This is a genomic window from Micromonospora sp. BL4 (genome assembly GCF_003667505.1).
Classification (GTDB): Bacteria; Actinomycetota; Actinomycetes; order Mycobacteriales; family Micromonosporaceae; genus Micromonospora.
The window spans coordinates 11,775-30,034 of record NZ_RCVJ01000181.1; the positions used below are offsets into that span (position 1 = coordinate 11,775).

14 protein-coding genes are annotated in these 18,260 nt (G+C 73.1%); 9 read left to right on the top strand and 5 right to left on the bottom strand.

The annotated features are described in order from the left end of the window. Window positions 1-204 precede the first annotated feature (204 nt). Window positions 205-3,819, top strand: coding sequence for a chromosome segregation protein SMC (gene smc, locus EAD89_RS24335; protein WP_121677333.1), 3,615 nt, complete (start codon window positions 205-207; stop codon window positions 3,817-3,819). After that, window positions 3,819-4,439, top strand: a complete 621-nt coding sequence (locus EAD89_RS24340) for an HAD family hydrolase (RefSeq protein WP_121657135.1) — start codon at window positions 3,819-3,821, stop codon at window positions 4,437-4,439. The genes smc and EAD89_RS24340 overlap by 1 nt, the downstream gene beginning before the upstream one ends. A 91-nt stretch (window positions 4,440-4,530) precedes the next feature. On the opposite strand, the gene EAD89_RS24345 is transcribed toward EAD89_RS24340, so the two are convergent. The 5 genes from EAD89_RS24345 to EAD89_RS24365 all read right to left on the bottom strand — a co-directional run bounded on the left by EAD89_RS24345 (window position 4,531) and on the right by EAD89_RS24365 (window position 9,550). Next, window positions 4,531-5,052, bottom strand: coding sequence for a DinB family protein (locus EAD89_RS24345; protein ID WP_121677334.1), 522 nt, complete (start codon window positions 5,050-5,052; stop codon window positions 4,531-4,533). A gap of 44 nt (window positions 5,053-5,096) precedes the next feature. Beyond that, entirely contained in the window at window positions 5,097-5,591 is a 495-nt protein-coding gene (locus tag EAD89_RS24350; RefSeq protein WP_233579058.1) for a universal stress protein, read from the bottom strand. Between the two features lie 11 nt (window positions 5,592-5,602). Further along, complete coding sequence (locus EAD89_RS24355; RefSeq protein WP_121657137.1) at window positions 5,603-7,222, bottom strand: MDR family MFS transporter; 1,620 nt, start codon at window positions 7,220-7,222, stop codon at window positions 5,603-5,605. Window positions 7,223-7,368: 146 nt separating this feature from the next. Then, on the bottom strand, window positions 7,369-7,812 hold the full coding sequence (locus tag EAD89_RS24360) for a MarR family winged helix-turn-helix transcriptional regulator (RefSeq protein ID WP_233579066.1): 444 nt from the start codon (window positions 7,810-7,812) through the stop codon (window positions 7,369-7,371). Window positions 7,813-7,837: 25 nt separating this feature from the next. After that, window positions 7,838-9,550, bottom strand: coding sequence for an alkaline phosphatase D family protein (locus tag EAD89_RS24365; protein ID WP_121677335.1), 1,713 nt, complete (start codon window positions 9,548-9,550; stop codon window positions 7,838-7,840). An 84-nt stretch (window positions 9,551-9,634) separates the two neighbouring features. Here EAD89_RS24365 and ftsY point away from each other — a divergent pair, with 84 nt between their 5' ends. The 7 genes from ftsY (at window position 9,635) to EAD89_RS24400 (ending at window position 18,236) form a co-directional block, all read left to right on the top strand. Continuing rightward, window positions 9,635-10,825 carry a signal recognition particle-docking protein FtsY gene (gene ftsY, locus EAD89_RS24370; RefSeq protein ID WP_121677336.1) on the top strand — a complete coding sequence of 397 codons (1,191 nt, stop codon included), beginning with the start codon at window positions 9,635-9,637 and terminating at the stop codon, window positions 10,823-10,825. A 6-nt stretch (window positions 10,826-10,831) separates the two neighbouring features. Then, the gene (locus EAD89_RS24375; RefSeq protein WP_172898993.1) at window positions 10,832-11,695 is read left to right on the top strand and encodes an aminoglycoside phosphotransferase family protein; all 864 of its coding nucleotides are present in this window, start codon (window positions 10,832-10,834) and stop codon (window positions 11,693-11,695) included. 202 nt (window positions 11,696-11,897) lie between these two features. Next, complete coding sequence (locus EAD89_RS24380; RefSeq protein WP_121677337.1) at window positions 11,898-13,310, top strand: ammonium transporter; 1,413 nt, start codon at window positions 11,898-11,900, stop codon at window positions 13,308-13,310. A gap of 25 nt (window positions 13,311-13,335) precedes the next feature. After that, window positions 13,336-13,674, top strand: a complete 339-nt coding sequence (locus EAD89_RS24385) for a P-II family nitrogen regulator (RefSeq protein WP_174537509.1) — start codon at window positions 13,336-13,338, stop codon at window positions 13,672-13,674. Window positions 13,675-13,691: 17 nt separating this feature from the next. After that, window positions 13,692-16,022: a [protein-PII] uridylyltransferase gene (locus EAD89_RS24390; RefSeq protein WP_121677338.1), complete on the top strand. Its 2,331-nt coding sequence runs from the start codon at window positions 13,692-13,694 to the stop codon at window positions 16,020-16,022. 391 nt (window positions 16,023-16,413) lie between these two features. Beyond that, a complete protein-coding gene (locus tag EAD89_RS24395) occupies window positions 16,414-17,583 on the top strand; it encodes a sensor histidine kinase (RefSeq protein ID WP_233579068.1) in 1,170 nt (389 codons plus the stop codon). Continuing rightward, window positions 17,580-18,236 carry a response regulator transcription factor gene (locus EAD89_RS24400; protein WP_121656203.1) on the top strand — a complete coding sequence of 219 codons (657 nt, stop codon included), beginning with the start codon at window positions 17,580-17,582 and terminating at the stop codon, window positions 18,234-18,236. Before EAD89_RS24395 ends, EAD89_RS24400 begins: the two co-directional genes overlap by 4 nt. The last annotated feature ends 24 nt before the right edge of the window (window positions 18,237-18,260 follow it).

The following is an 18,260-nucleotide window of genomic DNA, read 5'->3' on the forward strand; positions in this document are numbered from 1 at the left end:
TTACTGATCATGAACGGTGTTTGTCTTTCTCGCCGCGTCCCGAACAACGGCGCCGTCGGTTCACGCTCGCGTCCCGCGCTCCCGACCGCCGCGCTTCGGGGCGGGTCGCGTGCCCGACCGCTCCCGCCACCGGGTTAGTCTGCGGGTTCACCAGGTCCGCGCAGCCGGCGACGGTACGGCGGCCACCGGACGAGGATCGAGAAGGTGTATCTCAAGAGCCTGACGGTGCGGGGCTTCAAATCCTTCGCCTCCGCCACGACGTTGAAGCTGGAGCCCGGGATCACCTGCGTGGTGGGCCCGAACGGCTCCGGCAAGTCCAACGTCGTCGACGCCATCGCCTGGGTGCTCGGCGAGCAGGGCGCCAAGGCGCTGCGCGGCGGCAAGATGGAGGACGTCATCTTCGCCGGCACCGCCGGCCGGGCGCCGTTGGGCCGCGCGGAGGTCACCCTCACCATCGACAACACCGACGGCGCGCTGCCGATCGAGTACACCGAGGTCTCCATCACCCGCCGGATGTTCCGCTCCGGCGAGAGCGAGTACGAGATCAACGGCAACACCTGCCGGTTGCTGGACATCCAGGAGCTGCTCTCCGACTCGGGCATCGGCCGGGAGATGCACATCATCGTCGGCCAGGGCCGGCTCGACGGCATGCTGCACGCCAAGCCGGAGGATCGCCGGGCGTTCATCGAGGAGGCGGCCGGCGTCCTCAAGCACCGCAAGCGCAAGGAAAAGGCGCTGCGCAAGCTCGACGCGATGCAGGTGAACCTCAACCGCGTGACCGACCTGACCGCCGAGCTGCGCCGCCAACTCAAACCGCTGGGCCGGCAGGCGGAGGTGGCCCGGCGGGCCGCCGCCATCCAGGCCAATCTGCGTGACGCCCGGCTGCGGCTGCTCGCCGACGACCTGGCCACCCTGCGGACCACGCTCGACCGGGAGATCGCCGACGAGACCGCGCTGCGGGAGCGGCGTGAGCAGGTCGAGGCCGAGCACGCCGAGGTGCAGGGTCGGCTGGGTGAGCTGGAGGCCGCGCTCGCCGAGGACGCTCCGCTGCTCGCCGCCGCCCAGGACACCTGGTACAAGCTGTCCGCCCTGCAGGAACGTTTCCGCTCGATCGAGCAGCTGGCCCGGGAACGGCTGCGGCACCTGAGCGCCACCGGCGACGACGAGCGGACCGGCCGCGACCCGGACCAGCTGGAGGCCGAGGCCGAGCGGGTCCGCGAGCAGGAGGAGGAGCTGCGCGCGGCGCTCACCGACGACCAGATCCGGCTGGCCGAGGCCGTGGAGCACCGCCAGGAGCTGGAACGTCAGCTCGCCGCCGCCGAACGCGAGCTCGTGGCGGCCGCCAAGGCCATCGCCGACCGGCGCGAGGGGATGGCCCGGCTCACCGGCCAGGTCAACTCGGCCCGGGCTCGGACCACCAGCGCCGGCGAGGAGATCGAACGGCTCGCCGTCGCGCACGCCGACGCGTTGGGTCGCGCCGAGCAGGCGCAGGCCGACCTGGACGCGGTCTCCGCGCAGTCCACCGAGGCGGACCGGGACAACGCCGACCTGGACGCCCGGCACGCCGAGGCGGTCGCCGGCCAGGACCGGGCACAGGCCACCGTCCGGTCGCTGGCCGACGCCGAGCGGGCGGCCGAGAAGGACGCGGCCACCTGGAAGGCCCGGGAGGAGGCGCTCTCCCTGGGCCTGCGACGCAAGGACGGCGCCGGGGCGCTGCTCGCCCGAGCCGGCGACGTGCCCGGCCTGCTCGGCAGCCTCGCCGGGCTGCTCACCGTCGCCCCGGGCCACGAGGCCGCGCTGGCCGCCGCGCTCGGTGGCCTCGCCGACGCGGTCGCCGTCAGCGGGGTGGACGAGGCCGTCGAGGCGATGCGACTGCTCAAGATCTCCGACGCCGGCCGGGCCGGCCTGCTCGTGGGCAGCCCGGCGGGACCGGGCATGACCGGCTCCGCCGACGCCCTGCGCCCGAAGCTGCCCGACGAGGCCCGCTGGGCCCCCGACCTGGTGGAGTGCAGCGCCGAGCTGCGTCCGGCGGTGCACCGGGCGCTGCGCGACGTGGTGCTCGTCGACGACCTGGCCGCCGCGGCCGACCTGGTCGCCGGCAACCCCGAGCTGCGCGCGGTCACGCCGGACGGGGACGTCGTCGGGGCGTACGCGGCGGCCGGCGGGTCGGCCAAGGCGCCCAGCTACATCGAGGTGCAGGCGGCCGTCGAGGAAGCCCGCAGCAACCGGCTCACGGCCGAGCGCGCCGGCGCGGAGCTGCGCGACCAACTCGTCGAGGCACGCGCCGAGGTGGCCGCCGCCAAGGAGGCCGTGCAGCACGCCGCCGCCGAGAAGCGCGAGGCGGAGAGCCACCGCAACGCCGCCGCCCGTCGACTGGCCGAGCTGGGTGCGGCGGCCCGCTCGGCGAAGGCGGAGACCGACCGGCTCGGCGAGTCCCGGGCCCGCGCCGAGGCGGCCCGGCAGCGGGACCTCACCGCACTCGCCGAGCTGGAGGAACGGCTGCGGCTGGCCGAGGAGACCCCGGTCGACGCCGAGCCCTCCACCGAGGACCGGGACCAGCTCGCCGCGATGGTGCCGCAGGCGCGGCAGAACGAGATGGAGGTCCGGCTCGCGGTGCGTACCGCTGAGGAGCGGGTCGCCTCGATCGCCGGCCGGGCCGACTCGCTGGCCCGCCAGGCCACCGCGGAGCGGGCCGCACGGGAACGCGCCGCCGCCCGGCGGGCCGCCCGCACCCGGGGCGCGGGCATCGCCCGCGCTGTCGCCGGCGGCGCCCGGGAGGCGCTCACCCGGCTCACCACCTCGATTGCGGCGGCGGAGGAGCACCGCGACGCGGTGGCCCGGGAACGCGCCGCCCGCGAAGCGGAACTCCAGGAGGTACGCGGGGCCGCCAAGCGGTTCGGCGCGGAGCTGGAGCGGCTGACCAGCCAGGTGCACCGGGACGAGGTCGCCCGCGCCGAGCAGCGGCTGCGCATCGAGCAGCTGGAGGCGAAGGCTGCCGAGGACTTCGGGTTGGACGTGGAGACCCTGGTCGCCGAGTACGGCCCCACCCAGCCCGTTCCGCCCACCCAGGTCGACGTCGCGGCGGCCGAACGTGACGGTCTGCCGCTGCCCGAGCCGGTCCGCTACGAGCGGCCGGTGCAGGAGAAGCGGGCCGCGAAGGCGGAACGCGAACTGGCCCTGCTCGGCAAGGTCAACCCGCTCGCGCTGGAGGAGTTCGCCGCGCTGGAGGAGCGTTACAAGTTCCTCTCCGAGCAGTTGGAGGACCTCAAGGCAACCCGGCGGGACCTGCTCACCGTGGTCAAGGACGTGGACGAGCGGATCCTGGAGGTCTTCGCCAGCGCCTTCGAGGACACCGCGCGCGAGTTCGAGCAGGTGTTCACCGTGCTCTTCCCCGGCGGCGAGGGTCGGCTGATCCTCACCGACCCCGACGACCTGCTCACCACCGGCGTCGAGGTGGAGGCCCGTCCGCCGGGCAAGAAGATCAAGAGGCTGTCCCTGCTCTCGGGTGGCGAGCGGTCGCTGACCGCGGTGGCCATGCTGGTGGCGATCTTCCGCGCGCGGCCCAGCCCGTTCTACATCATGGACGAGGTGGAGGCCGCCCTGGACGACGTGAACCTGGGCCGGCTGATCACGCTGCTGGCGCAGTTGCGGGAGAAGAGTCAGCTGATCGTCATCACGCACCAGAAGCGGACGATGGAGATCGCCGACGCGCTCTACGGCGTGACCATGCGCAGCGGGGTCACCCAGGTGATCAGTCAGCGGCTCAACCGGGCCGACGAGGACGACCAGCGGCACGGCCGCGGCGAGGAGAACGGGTAGTGGCTCGGGAACGCGCGACGGCGCTCCTGCTGGATCTGGACGGCGTACTGCGCCGATTCGACCCGGCGGTCGCCGCCGAGGTGGAGCGGGAGTACGGCCTGGCCGACGGGGTTCTCACCGAGATCGCCATGCAGTGGGGCCGGCTCCGGCCGGTGCTCACCGGTCAGGTCAGCCACGCCGACTGGGTGAGCAGCGTGGCCGACGCGCTCGCCGAGCCGGCCGGCGGCCCGGAACGGGCCCGGGCGGCGGTGGAGCAGTGGCAGCGCCACCGGGGCGAGGTGGACACCGAGGTGCTCGACTTCGTCCGGGAGGTACGCGGCGCCGGGATCAAGGTGGGTCTGGCGACCAACGCCACCGACCTGCTCGACGCCGACCTGGCGACCCTCGGTCTGACCGGCGAGGTGGACGTGGTGGTCAACTCCTCGACGCTGGGCGTGCACAAGCCCGCCCCGGAGTACTTCCAGGCCGCCTGCGTGGCACTGCGTACCCCGCCGGCCAAGGTGCTCTTCGTCGACGACGAGGACTGGGCGATCCGGGGCGCCCGCGCCGCCGGGCTGTCGGCGCACCGCTGGGGCGGCCACGGCGATCTGCGGTACCTGCGGGCGGCGTTGAACTACTGAGCCGAAGACCGGCCGTCGCGGTATCGCCGATCTGGCGGCATTCGACCGAGGTGATGCCGCCAGATCGCCGACCTGCCGTGGAGCAGTCCGGTCACTCGCCGGTGACGCCGTCGATGCGTTCCCGGATCAGGTCGGCGTGGCCGTTGTGCCGGGCGTACTCCTCGATCATGTGCACGTACACCCAGCGCAGGTTGAAGGTGCGTTTCTTCGCGCTGACCTCGGTGAACGTCTCGTCGAGCGAGTGGCCGGCGGCGGCCTCGCGGGCCAGCGCCACCTCGCGGTGGAAGATGGCGAAATCGGTCTCGGCGTCCGCGGCGCTGACGTCGTGGTCGGCGTCCGGCGTCTCCGGGGTGAAGTACGGGTAGTCGACGCGCTCCCCGGCGAAGTTCTCCCGGAACCACCAGGCCTCGACCTCGGCCAGGTGCCGGACCAGACCGAGCAGGGTCAGCCCGGACGGCTCCACGCTGGGCGCGCGCAGCTGGGCCTCGGTCAGCCCGGCACACTTGAGCAGCAGTGTCTGACGGTGGTAGTCGAGCCAGCCGTCGAGCATGGTGCGCTCGTCGCCGACGTACGGTTCGGGGGTCCGGGTGATCTCCGGTGCGATCCAGGTCATGGCGCGCATCCTGCCCGGGATGCCCGACACTTCGCGACGGGTTATCAGGGCACCACGACGACGGGCCAGCGGCCGGTGCGGACCAGGCGTGTGGCGACCGAGCCGACCAGCCGGTGACCGGCCTGCTCGGAGGCGCCGACGACCACCATGTCGGCCTGGAACTCGTCGGCCGCCGCGCACAGCTCGCCGTACGCGTCGCCGCGCCGGCACAGGAACGTCACCGGTAGGCCGAGCTCCTCGGCGCCGCGCCGGCACTCCCGGCGCAGCTCGTCGGCCAGCTCGTCGTGGGTGCGCTGCACGGCGCCCGCGTCCATCCCGGGCACCAGGGCGGACAGCCCGCTCGCCGAGCTGACGAAGAGCACCACCAGCGCGGCGCCCTGCCGGCGGGCCAGCCCGGCGGCGTAGGAGCCGGCCCGCTCGGAGGTGCGGGTGCCGTCCACGCCCACCATGATCACCCGGGGGCCGTCCGTGCCTCGTTCGAAGGGCAGCGGGCGGGTCCGGGGTCCGTACTCCTCGCGGTCAGGTGCTCCCACGCTCATGGCTGCCTACCTCACCTCTGCTCGCCGGTACGGACGACGGCGGCACCAGCGCCGGCCGCGATAGTTGATTCTTGCTCGACGTCGGCGCCGGCCGGGGAGCCGGTGTGCTGCCGCAGCGGCACCTCCTTGATGAAGGTCACAGCGATCAGGGCGATCAGCGCGAAGGGGGCGGCGGCCAGGAAGATGTCGCCGGCGCCGTGGCCGTACGCGCTCTCCACCACGGCCCGGATCGGGCCGGGCAGGGTGTGCACGTCGGGAAGGACCCCACCGCCGCCCGAGCTGGGCGCCGAGATGCCGAGCCGGGCCAGACCCTCGGACGTGTAGCCGGTGACCTTGTGGCCGAGGACCGCGCCGAGCGCGGAGACGCCGATCGCGCCGCCTAGGCTGCGGAAGAACGCCACCACCGAGCTGGCCGCGCCGAGCTCGTGCGTGCCGACGGTGTTCTGCACGGCGAGGACCAGGTTCTGCATGGTCATGCCGAGGCCGATGCCGACGAGCGCCATGTAGATGCTGAGCAGGGTGAAGCTCGTGTCGGCCCGGAGCGTGCCCATCAGCGCGAAGCCGACTGTGAGCAGCGCCGTACCGATCACCAGGAACCGCTTCCAGCGGCCGGTCTTGGTGATGATCCGACCGCTCAGCGTCGACGCGACCAGTAGGCCAAGGATCATCGGCAGGGTCATGAGGCCGGACATCGTCGGGCTCTGGCCGCGGCTGATCTGGAAGTACTGGCCGAGGAAGACCGAGGCGCCGAACATGCCCACGCCGACCGCGATGCTCGCGACGACGGCCAGGCTGATGGTGCGGTTGCGGAACAGGCGCGGCGGGATCATCGGCTCGGCGGCCCGGGTCTCCACCCGGATCGCCAGCGCGCCGAGCACCAGCGCGCCGATCACCATGGCGGCGGACTGCCAGGAGGTCCAGTCGAACTGGTTACCGGCGAGCGAGACCCAGATCAGCAGCACCGAGACGGCCGCGGTGATCAGCGTGGCGCCCCACCAGTCGATCTGCGCCTTCCGCTTCACGACCGGCAGGTGCAGGGTCTTCTGGAGCACGACCAGCGCGGCGATGGCGAACGGCACGCCGACGTAGAAGCACCAGCGCCAGCCGAGCCAGGAGGTGTCCACGATCACGCCGCCGATCAGCGGGCCGCCGATGGTGCCGACGGCCATCACGGCGCCGAGGTAGCCGCTGTAGCGGCCCCGCTCGCGCGGCGCGATCATGGTCGCCATGATCACCTGGGCCAGCGCGGTGAGGCCGCCGGCGCCGATGCCCTGGAGCACCCGGCAGGCGATCAGCTCACTGGTGCCCTGCGCGGCGCCGGCCAGCACCGAGCCCAGCACGTAGATCCCCAGGGAGAGCTGGACCAGGAGCTTCTTGCTGGTCAGGTCGGCGAGCTTGCCCCAGATGGGGGTGGTCGCGGTGGTCGCCAGCAGGGCCGAGGTGACCACCCAGGTGTACGCGGACTGACCGCCGTGCAGCTCGGTGATGATCCGCGGCAGCGCGTTCGAGACGACCGTGGAGGAGAGGATCGCGACGAACATGCCCAGCAGCAGGCCGGAGAGGGCCTCCAGAATCTGCCGGTGGGTCATGTCGACGCCGGTCGCCCGGGTGGGCGCTGTCGCCTGGCTCATCGTTGCGTGCCTCCGGATGGAGTTGAGGTGGGGGCGGCGTGCCTGGCGTACGGCGACCGCCTGAGAGTTGTCTGAAGCAACCGTATGCCTTGGTTGCCTGAAGCAACAACATGTCGAGGGGGAGTGGCATTCCCCCGTCGGCGAGGTCAGATCCAGGAGTCGTTGAAGCGGCCGAGCAGCCGGGCGAACTCCTCCACGTCCCGGGCCGGCCAGCCGTCCAGGGCGCGTAGGAACTCACCCAGCCGGGCGGACCGGGCGACGTCGAACCGGCGCTGGCCCTCCTCGGTGAGGCTGATCTGCGCGGCCCGCCGATCGGTCGGATCGGGGTCGCGGTTGACCAGGCCGAGCGCTTCCAGCCCGTTGATCTGCCGGCTCAGCGTCCCCTTGCCCACCCCGAGCCGTGCCGCCAGCTCGGTCAACCGGATCGACCCGCTCCGGCGCAGCCAGAGCAGCAGCCCGTAGGTGTTCGGCTCGAGGTTCGGGTGCACCTCCCGGGCGATCTCCCAGGAAACCGCCCGGCCACGACGCAGCAGCGCCGTCAGTTCGTGCTCGACCGCCCGGATCGGCTCCGGCAGGTGCTCGTCGTCCACGGCGTAGAGACTACGGCGGATCGGCTCAGCCGTTGCCGGAGAGTCGGCGGCGCATCACCGGACGTAGGTGCCCGTCCTTGGTGGTGCCCTCGATGGTCACCTCAGCCGCGCGCCCGCGATGGGTCAGCGTGGCCACCGCGTTGCCGAAGTAGGGGCCGGCCAACTTGCGCCAGCGCACCCCCGGACGGCGGACACCGGCCGAGCGGGCCAACGTCCGGGTCGCCCCCGCCGGGCCGGCCGACCAGCCGAGCCGCATCAGCGGGCGGATCCCCGCCGGCACCTGGTTGTGGATCGGCGAACAGGTGAGCTGGTGCACCGGAGTGACCACCGCCGGGTCGGCGAACCGGGCCCGGGCCACGTACGAGTGGTGCACGTCCCCGGACAGCACGCTGATCGACGCCGGCGGGGCGTACGCCGGGCCCGCGCCGACCCGTGCGCCGGACCGGCCCGGGGTGCCGGTGCCGATCCGGGCGAAGGTCTCCGCGAGCGCCTCGAAGGAGCGCCGGAACGCCGCCCAGTGCTCCAGGTCCAGTGCCCGGCGCAGCTTCTCCGCCGAGCGCGCCACCCAGGGCCGGCGCGAGTCCGCCAGCTTCTCGTTCCACGCCTCGATGTGGTGGATGCCCTGCGGCAGCAGCCAGGGCAGCGAGGCGCCGACCACCAGGTGGTCGTAGACCCCGTGTGCCTGGTCGAGGAACCAGGACCACTCACCCGGCGGCAGCATCGCCCGGTTGCCCCGGTCGAGCACCCGGCTGCACCGGTTGTCCAGCATCACCAGCCGCGTCCGGCCCAGGTCCAGCGCGTAACTCCACTGGTACTGCACCGCGCGCCAACGCTCGGTGTCGTGCGCCAGGTCGGACTCCTGGTCGACCCGGTGCCCGAACTCGCGCAGCACGCCGGTGGCGTCCTCGGCGGCGGCGACCTTCGCGAAGACCGGGTCAGCCGCGATGTCGTCCGGGGAGAGGTTGCCCAGGTGCTGGTAGACCCAGTAGGAGGCGAGCCCGCTGCCGATCCGCTCAGACCACCACGGCTGCTCGCGGACCTCGGCCCGCCATTCCGCCGAGGTGTTCCAGTCGTCGATGATCTCGTGGTCGTCGAAGATCATCACGCTCGGAACGGTGGAGAGCAGCCAACGGATCTCCGGATCCCGCCACGACTCCAGGTAGAGCTTGGTGTACTCGTCGAAGCTCACCACCTGGTCGCTCGGGGCGCCCTTCGGCCGGCGCCGGCGCCGGCGCAGCAACCGCCGCACCGTCGGCGAGGTGACATCGGCGTAGACCTGGTCGCCGAGCAGCACCAGCAGGTCGGGTAGCGGGTTCGCCTCGGGGTCGGCCATCAACCGCCGGGCGTACGCGTCCAGCGCGTCCGGCGGGAGCTTGCGGGTGGTGGCGTGCTGGGTGGTCTCGCGGCACGAGCCGAAGATCAGACTGACCGGCTGGTCCCGGTCGTCGGCTGCCCGGGTGCGGATCACACTCGGCGGGAAGCCGCTGCTCGGCACCGGCCACACCACCTCGTCGTTGACCAGCACCTCGTAGGTGGTCGCGCTGTCCGGAGTGAGCCCCTGCACCACCACGAGCGCGTAGTGGTGGTCGTACGCCGAGAAGGTGGGCGCGGTGCCGGTGGCGCCGTCCGCGGTGCGGACGGTGACCACGGCGGGCGCCGCCGTTTCCACCCAGATGGTCGCCCGGGTGTCCACCACGCGCCGCAGGAGGGGGCCGATGAGCAGGTGTGCGGCGGGCATGCGGCCGAGCCTACCGCCGGTTCTCGGCACCGGCCGGGGTGCGGTGGCTGGGACGCCGCGGCCGGCATCTGACAGGATTCCGGCATGGCCGAATATCTCGTCCTCGCTCTGGTCCTGCTCGGCGTGCTGATCGTCGGCACAGTCGGGCTGGTCGTGCCGCGATTGCGGCGGCGGCCCGAGCCCCCGCTGCCCCGCACCGAGGTCGACACCCGGGCTGAAGAGGATCTCGCCGGCCCGCCGGTCGAGGCACCGGAGTCCGATCTGTCCACCGGTGTCCTGGTCGAGCCACCACCGGTCATCGAGGCGCCCGCGCCGACCGTCGAGGTGCCCGAGCCGACCGCCGGGCGGCTGGTCCGGCTCCGCTCCCGGCTGTCCCGCTCGCAGAACGTCTTCGGCAAGGGGCTGCTCGGCCTGCTCGCCCGCGACCACCTCGACGAGGACGTCTGGGAGGAAATCGAGGACAGCCTGATCACCGCCGACGTCGGCGTCGACGCGACCCGCGACATCGTCGACCGGCTGCGCGAGCGGACCCGGGTGCTGGGCACCCGTTCGGCCTCCGAGCTGCGGGCGCTGCTCGCCGCCGAGCTGGTCAACGCGCTCGACCCGAGCCTGGACCGGTCGCTGCGGACCGCCCCGAAGGACGGCGTACCGGCGGTGCTGCTGGTGGTGGGCGTCAACGGCGCCGGCAAGACCACCACCTGCGGCAAGATCGCCCGGGTGCTGGTGGCAGACGGCCGCAGCGTCCTGCTCGGCGCGGCGGACACTTTCCGGGCCGCCGCCGCCGACCAGCTCGAGACCTGGGGTTCACGGGTCGGGGCGGAGACCGTCCGCGGCCCGGAGGCCGCCGACCCGGCCAGCGTCGCCTTCGACGCCGTCAAGCGGGGCATCGACACCGGCGTGGACACCGTGCTCATCGACACCGCCGGCCGGCTCCAGAACAAGGTCGGCCTCATGGACGAGCTGGGCAAGGTCAAGCGGGTGGTGGAGAAACAGGGCCCTATCGACGAGACACTGCTCATCCTGGACGCCACGACAGGTCAGAACGGCCTGGAGCAGGCCCGGGTCTTCACCGAGGTGGTCAACGTGACCGGCGTGGTGCTGACCAAGCTCGACGGCACCGCGAAGGGCGGCATCGTGATCGCCGTCCAGCGCAAGCTCGGCATCCCCGTGAAGCTCGTCGGCCTCGGTGAGGGCAAGGACGATCTGGCCCCGTTCGACCCGGCGCAGTTCGTCGACGCGTTGCTGGGCACCGAGGCCGCCGGACGGGACGCGTAGTCTCGGGTGACCACTGACGATCGCGCGTACGCGGGCTGGCGCGACCCCGGCCACCCCTCGCAGCGCCTCGGGAGACCGTACGTGACTTCGCAGGAGATCCCGCTGCACGGCGGCAACGTGAGCACCGTGGTCCGGGTCGGTGACACGGTCCGCCGTAACGCCGGGCCGTGGACCCCGTCCGTGCACGCCCTGCTGCGGCACCTGGAGTACGTCGGGTTCACCGGCGCCCCCCGGGCGCTCGGCATGGACGAGCGCAACCGCGAGGTGCTGTCGTACCTGGAGGGGGAGTGCGGGGAGTACCCGCTCGCCCCGCACTGGGTGACCGACGAGGCGCTGGTCACCGTCGCCACCATGCTGCGGATGTTCCACGACGCCCAGTACGGCTTCACCCCACCCCCCGGGGCGGTCTGGCGCTCGTTCGGGCCGCCGCCACCGGACACGGAGGTGATCTGCCACCACGACGCGGCGCCGCACAACGTGATCTGGCGGCCGGACGGCACGCTCGGGCTGATCGACTTCGACCTGGCCTCGCCGGGCTCGCGGATCTACGACGTGGCGTACGCGGCCTGGACCTGGGTGCCGATCTTCGCGGACCGGGACTCGATCACCCTGGGCTGGAAGCGCCCGGACCGACCGCGCCGGCTGCGGCTCTTCGCCGACGCGTACGGGCTGATCCCCCGGGACCGGCACCGGCTGATCCGGACCATCCGCAAGCGGATCGTGGACCACGTCGAGGGGATCCGCAGGATGGCCGCCGCCGGGGAGCCGGCCTTCGTCCGGATCGTGCACAAGGGGCACCTGCGCCGGCCGATGCGCGATCTGCGGCTGCTCGACTACGAACGGCACGCCCTGGAGAACGCCCTCCGCTGAGCGCCGGCAGGTCGATCCACCCTCGCCCATGTCGCTGACTGTGCGAAGTTCGTGACACGTACGAAACAACCTGTCACGAAACAGAAACCGGCACGGGACCCTGGGTGAAACAGCCGGCCGCGAAGCTTCCGCCCAACCGGCCTACGGGCGACGCTGCCCCGGAAAGCCGCGAAGGAGGGAACTTCACCTTTAGGAGGCCAGCGTGCCTGAAGCACCCACGATCGATAGCGGCAATACCGTTTGGCTGCTGGTGTCGACCGCGCTCGTGCTGCTCATGACCCCGGGACTGGCGCTGTTCTACGGCGGGCTCAACCGGGCCAAGGGCGTACTCAACATGATGATGATGAGCTTCTCCGCCATCGGGCTCATCTCTGTTCTGTGGTGGTTCTACGGCTTCAGCGTCGCCTTCGGGGCCGACGTGAACGGCTTCTGGGGCGACCCGGGCGCGTACCTCGGCACCAAGACCTTCCTCGCCGAGACCGACCTGTGGGGCGCCACGGCGGAGAACCCCAGCGGCATCGGTGTTCCGCTCTACGTGTTCATGGCCTTCCAGATGGTCTTCGCGGTGATCACCGTCGCGTTGATCAGCGGCGCCATCGCCGACCGGGCCAAGTTCGCCGGCTGGCTGCTGTTCGCCTTCGGCTGGGCCACCCTGGTCTACTTCCCGGTCGCCCACTGGGTCTGGGGCGGCGGCATCATCGGCGGTGACATCCACGCCCTGGACTTCGCCGGTGGTACCGCGGTGCACATCAACGCCGGCGCGGCGGCCCTGGCCGTGGCGCTGGTGCTCGGCAAGCGGCTCGGTTGGCCGCGCGAGGGCATGAAGCCGCACAACATTCCGCTGGTCGCGCTCGGCGCCGGCCTGCTGTGGTTCGGGTGGTTCGGGTTCAACGCCGGCTCGGAGCTGACCGTCGACTCGGTCGCCGGCCTCGCCTTCATCAACACCCAGCTCGCCACCGCGGCCGCGGTGCTCGGCTGGATCGCGGTCGAATGGATCAAGGACCGGAAGCCGACCATGGTCGGTGCCTCGTCCGGCGCGGTCGCCGGTCTGGTCGCCATCACCCCGGCCTGTGGCTTCATCGCCCCCTGGGCGGCCGTCCTGCTCGGCATCGTCGCCGGGGTCGTGTGTGCGCTGGCCGTCAGCCTCAAGTACAAGCTGGGCTACGACGACTCTCTGGACGTGGTCGGCGTGCACTTCGTCGGCGGCTGGATCGGCTCGCTCTGGCTCGGCCTGTTCGCCACCAACTCGGTCAACGCCGCGATCAGCGACGTGGTGGGCGCCTCCGACGGCCTCCTCTACGGCGGCGGGCTCACGCAGCTCGGGCGGCAGGCGCTCGCCGGTGTGATCGTCTCGGTCTGGTCGTTCGGCATCGCCTGGGTGCTGGCCTTCGTCATCGAGAAGACGATCGGCTTCCGCGTGCGGGCCGAGGCCGAGGTCGAGGGCATCGACATCGCCGAGCACGCCGAGAGCAGCTACGACCTGTCCCCGGCGGGCGGAGGCACGGGCAGCGCGTTCGCGATGGCCGGCATCGGCACCCCCGGTGGCGGCGCGACGAGTGGTGCCAGGCCGGAGGCGGAATCCGCCGAGCCGGTCAGCGCGAAGGCCGCCGGTTAACGTTCCTGGGATGGAGGGGTTGGACATGAAGCTGGTGACCGCGGTCATCAAGCCGTACCAGCTGGACGCGGTGAAGGAGGCTCTGCACGCCCTCGGGGTGGCCGGGCTGACCGTCAGCGAGGTCCAGGGGTACGGGCGGCAGAAGGGGCACACCGAGGTCTACCGGGGTGCCGAGTACACGGTCGAGTTCCTGCCCAAGATCCGGGTCGAGGTGCTCACCGACGAGATCGACGTGGACAAGATCGTGGACGCGATCGTCGGTGCCGCCCGCACGGGCAAGATCGGTGACGGCAAGGTCTGGGTCACCGGCGTCGAAGAGGTCGTCCGGGTACGTACCGGCGAACGCGGCCTCGACGCCCTCTGACCTCGACCGAGACCGACATGACCTCGTTGATCAAGAGGAACGCGTCAGGAAACGCCGATGACGGCGACGCGAACCTCTTGATCAACGAGGTCGTCGGCGTACGTGGGGGAGTCGGGGAGGCAGCCCGGCAGGGGCGGGCTGCCGCGTACGACGACTTCCTGCGGGGGTTGGTGCCGGTGCGGGACGGGGTGGCGCTGCTCGCCGTGGGTGGGTTGGGGCGGCGGCAGTGCGCGCCGTACGGCGATCTCGACCTGGTTCTCCTGCACGCCGGAATGCCCGGCACCGACGAGCTGGCCGCCTCGGTCTGGTACCCGATCTGGGACGCCGGCCTGCGGCTCGACCACTCGGTACGCACCGTCTCCGAAGCGCTGTCGGTGGCCCAGGACGACGTCAAGGTGGCCCTCGGGTTGCTCGACGCCCGGCTGGTGGTCGGCGACCGGGCGCTGGCCGACGCGCTGATCCGCACCGCCGCCGACCACTGGCGGCGGACCGCCGTCCGCCAGTTGCCCGGTCTACGGGAGGTCACCGAAGCCCGCTGGCAGGCACACGGCGAACTGGCCTTCCTGCTGGAGGGTGACCTCAAGGAGGCCGCCGGCGGGCTGCGTGACGTGGGGCTGTTGCGGGCGATCTCCGCTGCCGGGATCACCGACGCCCTGCGTCCCGCCGTGCGCGCCGCCCATCTGCGCCTGCTGGACACCCGGGACGCCCTGCACCAGCAGGTCGGTCGCCGGGTCGACCGGCTGGTCGCCCAGGAGCGCGACGGTGTGGCGGCGCTCCTGGGGCTGCGACAACTCCAGCCCGGCGCGTCTGACGCCGCGCGGCGGCCCGGAGCCGTCGTGGAGGACGGCGACGCCCTCCTGCGCCGGGTCGCCGGGGACGCCCGCACGGTCAGTCACGCCCTGGACGACGCCTTCCGGGCCGCCGACCGGCTGCGCTCCGGCCGATTCCGCGGCGGCAACGATCGCCCGGTGCGCCGCCCGGTGGCCCGGGACGTGGTTGAGCACGACGGCGAGCTCGTGCTCGCCCGCACGGCGATCGGCGCCCGCCCCGACCCGAGCCTGTCGCTCCGGGTGGCCGCCGCCGCGGCCGCCACCCGGCTGCCGATCGCACGGGCGACCTGCGAGTGGCTGGCGGCGTACTGCCCGCCGTTGCCCACACCCTGGCCGGCCGAGGCCCGGGCCGCGCTGACCACCCTGCTCGGCGCCGGTGCCGGCCTCGTGCCGGCCTGGGAGACCTGCGACCGGTACGGGCTGGTCGACGGCTGGCTGCCCGAGTGGGCCCGGCTGCGCAGCCTGCCCCAGCACAACCCGGTGCACCGCTTCACCCTGGACCGGCACCTCGTGCAGACCGCCCACGAGGCCAGCCGGCACGCCCGCGAGGTGGACCGCCCCGACCTGCTGCTCCTCGGTGCCCTGCTGCACGACATCGGCAAGGGACTACCCGGGGACCACAGCGCGGTCGGTGTGCCGCTGGCCGAGGCGGTGGCGACCCGGATCGGCCTGCCCGCCGGGGAGGTCGAACTGATCGGCACGCTGGTCCGGCTGCACCTGCTGCTGCCCGACGTGGCCACCCGCCGGGACCTGGCCGACCCGGTGACCATCGCAGCGGTGGCCGAGGCGGTCGGGGACACCGGCACCCTCGACCTGCTGCACGCGCTGGTCCGCGCGGACGCGGCGGCCACCGGGCCGGCGGCCTGGTCGGACTGGAAGGGCCGGCTGGTCGCCGAGCTGGTCGCCCGGGTCCGCACCGCGCTGGACACCGGCGTACTCCCCGAACCGCCGGCCCCCGACCCGGCGCTGCTGGCCGGGCCCCTGCCAGTCGTCCACCTGACCGGGGACCGGGTGGCGGTGGCCGCGGCGGACCGACGCGGCCTGCTCGCCACCGTGGCCGGCTGCCTGGCCCTGCACCGGCTCGAAGTGATCTCCGCGGACGCCTCCGCGGTCGACGGCCGGGCCCTGGTCGAGTGCCGGGTGCAGCCGCGCTACGGCCTACCGCCGGACCCGGTCCCCCTCTGCGCCGACCTGCGGCGAGCGGTCGCCGGCGACGTGTCGGTCACCCAGCGCCTCCGCGGCCGTACGCTCGCCGCCCGGGGCGGCGGCGCGGCCCCCCGGGTGGTCTGGCACCGCGAGGCGGCCACCGACGCCGTCCTGCTGGAGCTGCGCGCCGCCGACGCCGCCGGCCTGCTCTACCGGGTCACCTGTGCGCTCGACGAGGCGGGTGCCCTGGTCCGCGCGGCCCGCATCTCCACCCTCGGAGCCGACGTGGTCGACGCCTTCTACCTGGTCGGCGGCTGGCCGGACGACGCCACCCGGGCCCGCCTGGAGGCCGCGGTACTCGCCGCCGTCTGACCGCCCTCGAATCCTCGCCGCCTGCCGACGTCCGCCGCCGCCTGCCGCCGTCCGCCGCCGCCTGCCGACGGCTGTCAGTCGCCCGCGCGCTGTCCGCCGCTCGTAGCCGCTGCCGCTCGTAGCCGCCCGCCGCGTCGTTGCACCATCTCCGTTCAATCCTCGTGCCAGCCCGCCTCACTCACCGGCGCGATACCTCAGAGTCATATTTATGCCTCTGAGTCATCGCGCTCGCGGAGGTATCCGCCGCCGGACCTGGCGTGCTCGAGCCTTCCGCACGGTCAGAGCGGAGCAGCGTCGCGGGGAGATGGGCGGCGGGTACGTCCGGGGGCGTAGCTGCGGTGCCGCTCGTGGACGCACGCCGGGTGGCCTCGGCGCGGGCAGAATGACGGCCATGCGAGGGAGCGGACAGCGAGGGTGGCAGGAGACGGGCGCTGACGCCGCGCTCGCCCTGGTGCTGCTCGGATTCGCGCTGCTCGCCACCGGCCTGGCCGGGGACAACCAGCCGGGGTCCAGGCCGGTGGACGCCGCCTGCCGGGTGCTGATCGCAGTCGCCGCGCTGGCGCTGGTGGCCCGGCGACGCGCCCCGGTCGCGACCCTCGGCGTGGTCACCGCGGCCACTACGACGTACCTGGTGATCGGCTACCCGTACGGGCCGATCCTGCTCACCTTCCTGATCGCGGTGTACACCGTCGCGGTGCGGCTGCCGGTGCGGCCGGCGGCGCTCGCCACCGGGGGCGCGTTCGTGCTGCTGCTGACACACGCCTTCTGGTCCCGGGGCCCGGCTCCGGGCTGGGCCGGAGTGCTGCCCGCGTCGGCCTGGGTGGTCGTACCGTTCGCGGTGGGGACGGTGGTGCGGGTCAACCGCGAGGCGACCGCCCGCAGCCGTGCCGAGGAGGCTCGCAGTCGTGTCGAGCAGGCCCGGCGGCAGGCGGACGAGGAGCGGCTGCGCATCGCGCAGGAGGTGCACGACGTGGTGGGGCACGGGCTGGCCGCGATCAGCATGCAGGCGGAGATCGCCCTGCACCTGCTGCCGAAACGGCCGGAGCAGGCGGAGACCGCGCTGACAGCGATCAGCCGGACCAGCCGGGAGGCCCTGGACGAGCTGCGGGTCACCCTGGGCGCGGTGCGGCGAGGCGCCGAGCGTGGGCCGGTACCCGGCCTGGCCCGGCTCCCCGCGTTACGCGACCGGCTAGCCGGAACCGGCCTCGCCGTCGAGCTGCGGGTGGTCGGTGAACCGCGGGAGCTGCCGGCGGCGGTGGATCTGGCCGCGTACCGGGTGGTGCAGGAGGCGTTGACCAACGTCCTGCGCCATGCCGGGGTGGCCAGCGCGGAGGTGACGGTCGACTACCGCGCCGACGAGTTGACCGTCGAGGTCACCGACCGGGGCACGGGCGTCCGGGGCGCCGGGCCGGATCCCGCCGACGACGGAACCGGCGGGCACGGCCTGGCGGGGATGCGGGAGCGGATCGACGCGCTGGGTGGGCGGCTGGCCGTCGGGCAGCGTACCGACGGCGGCGGTTTCCGGGTGTACGCCCGGCTGCCGGTGAAGGCCCCCGCGTGATCCGGGTGCTGATCGCCGACGACCAGGACCTGGTCCGGCTCGGGCTGCGCGCGCTGGTGGAGAGCGAGGACGACCTGGCGCTGGCCGGTGAGGCGGCCGACGGGCTGCGGGCGGTGGAGCTGGCCCGCCGGGAGCGGCCGGACGTGGTGCTGATGGACATCCGGATGCCGGGCATCGACGGGATCGAGGCCACCCGTCGGATCGTCGCCGACCCAGACCTGGTCGGCACGCGGGTGGTGGTGCTCACCACCTTCGAGCTGGACGAGTACGTCTTCGACGCGCTGCGGCACGGGGCGAGCGGGTTCCTCACCAAGGACACCCGGCCGGCCGAGCTGCTGCGGGCGATTCGGCTGGTCGCCGAGGGGGAGGCGCTGCTGTCGCCGTCGGTGACCCGGCGGGTGGTGCGGGAGTTCGCCACCCGGCCGTCCCGGGTGCCGCGTCCGCATCCGCGGCTCGACGCGCTCACCGACCGGGAACGCCAGGTGGTCGGCCTGGTCGGTGAGGGGCTGAACAACGAGGAGATCGCCGCCCGGCTGGTCGTCAGTCCGGCGACCGCCCGTACCCACGTCAGCCGGGCGATGGGCAAGCTGGGAGCCCGGGACCGGGCCCAGCTCGTCGTCTTCGCGTACCAGTCGGGGCTGGTGACCGGCTGACGGCGGCCCGGCGCGGGCGGTGTC

What these genes read in the sequence shown, in the direction of transcription:
- EAD89_RS24350 (WP_233579058.1), bottom strand. Translation starts at nt 5,591, where the DNA reads ATGAGCGTGGGAGCACCTGACCGCGAGGAGTACGGACCCCGGACCCGC.
- EAD89_RS24345 (WP_121677334.1), bottom strand. Translation starts at nt 5,052, where the DNA reads ATGACCTGGATCGCACCGGAGATCACCCGGACCCCCGAACCGTACGTC.
- EAD89_RS24395 (WP_233579068.1), top strand. Translation starts at nt 16,414, where the DNA reads ATGCGAGGGAGCGGACAGCGAGGGTGGCAGGAGACGGGCGCTGACGCC.
- ftsY (WP_121677336.1), top strand. Translation starts at nt 9,635, where the DNA reads ATGGCCGAATATCTCGTCCTCGCTCTGGTCCTGCTCGGCGTGCTGATC.
- EAD89_RS24390 (WP_121677338.1), top strand. Translation starts at nt 13,692, where the DNA reads ATGACCTCGTTGATCAAGAGGAACGCGTCAGGAAACGCCGATGACGGC.
- EAD89_RS24385 (WP_174537509.1), top strand. Translation starts at nt 13,336, where the DNA reads ATGAAGCTGGTGACCGCGGTCATCAAGCCGTACCAGCTGGACGCGGTG.
- EAD89_RS24365 (WP_121677335.1), bottom strand. Translation starts at nt 9,550, where the DNA reads ATGCCCGCCGCACACCTGCTCATCGGCCCCCTCCTGCGGCGCGTGGTG.
- EAD89_RS24355 (WP_121657137.1), bottom strand. Translation starts at nt 7,222, where the DNA reads ATGAGCCAGGCGACAGCGCCCACCCGGGCGACCGGCGTCGACATGACC.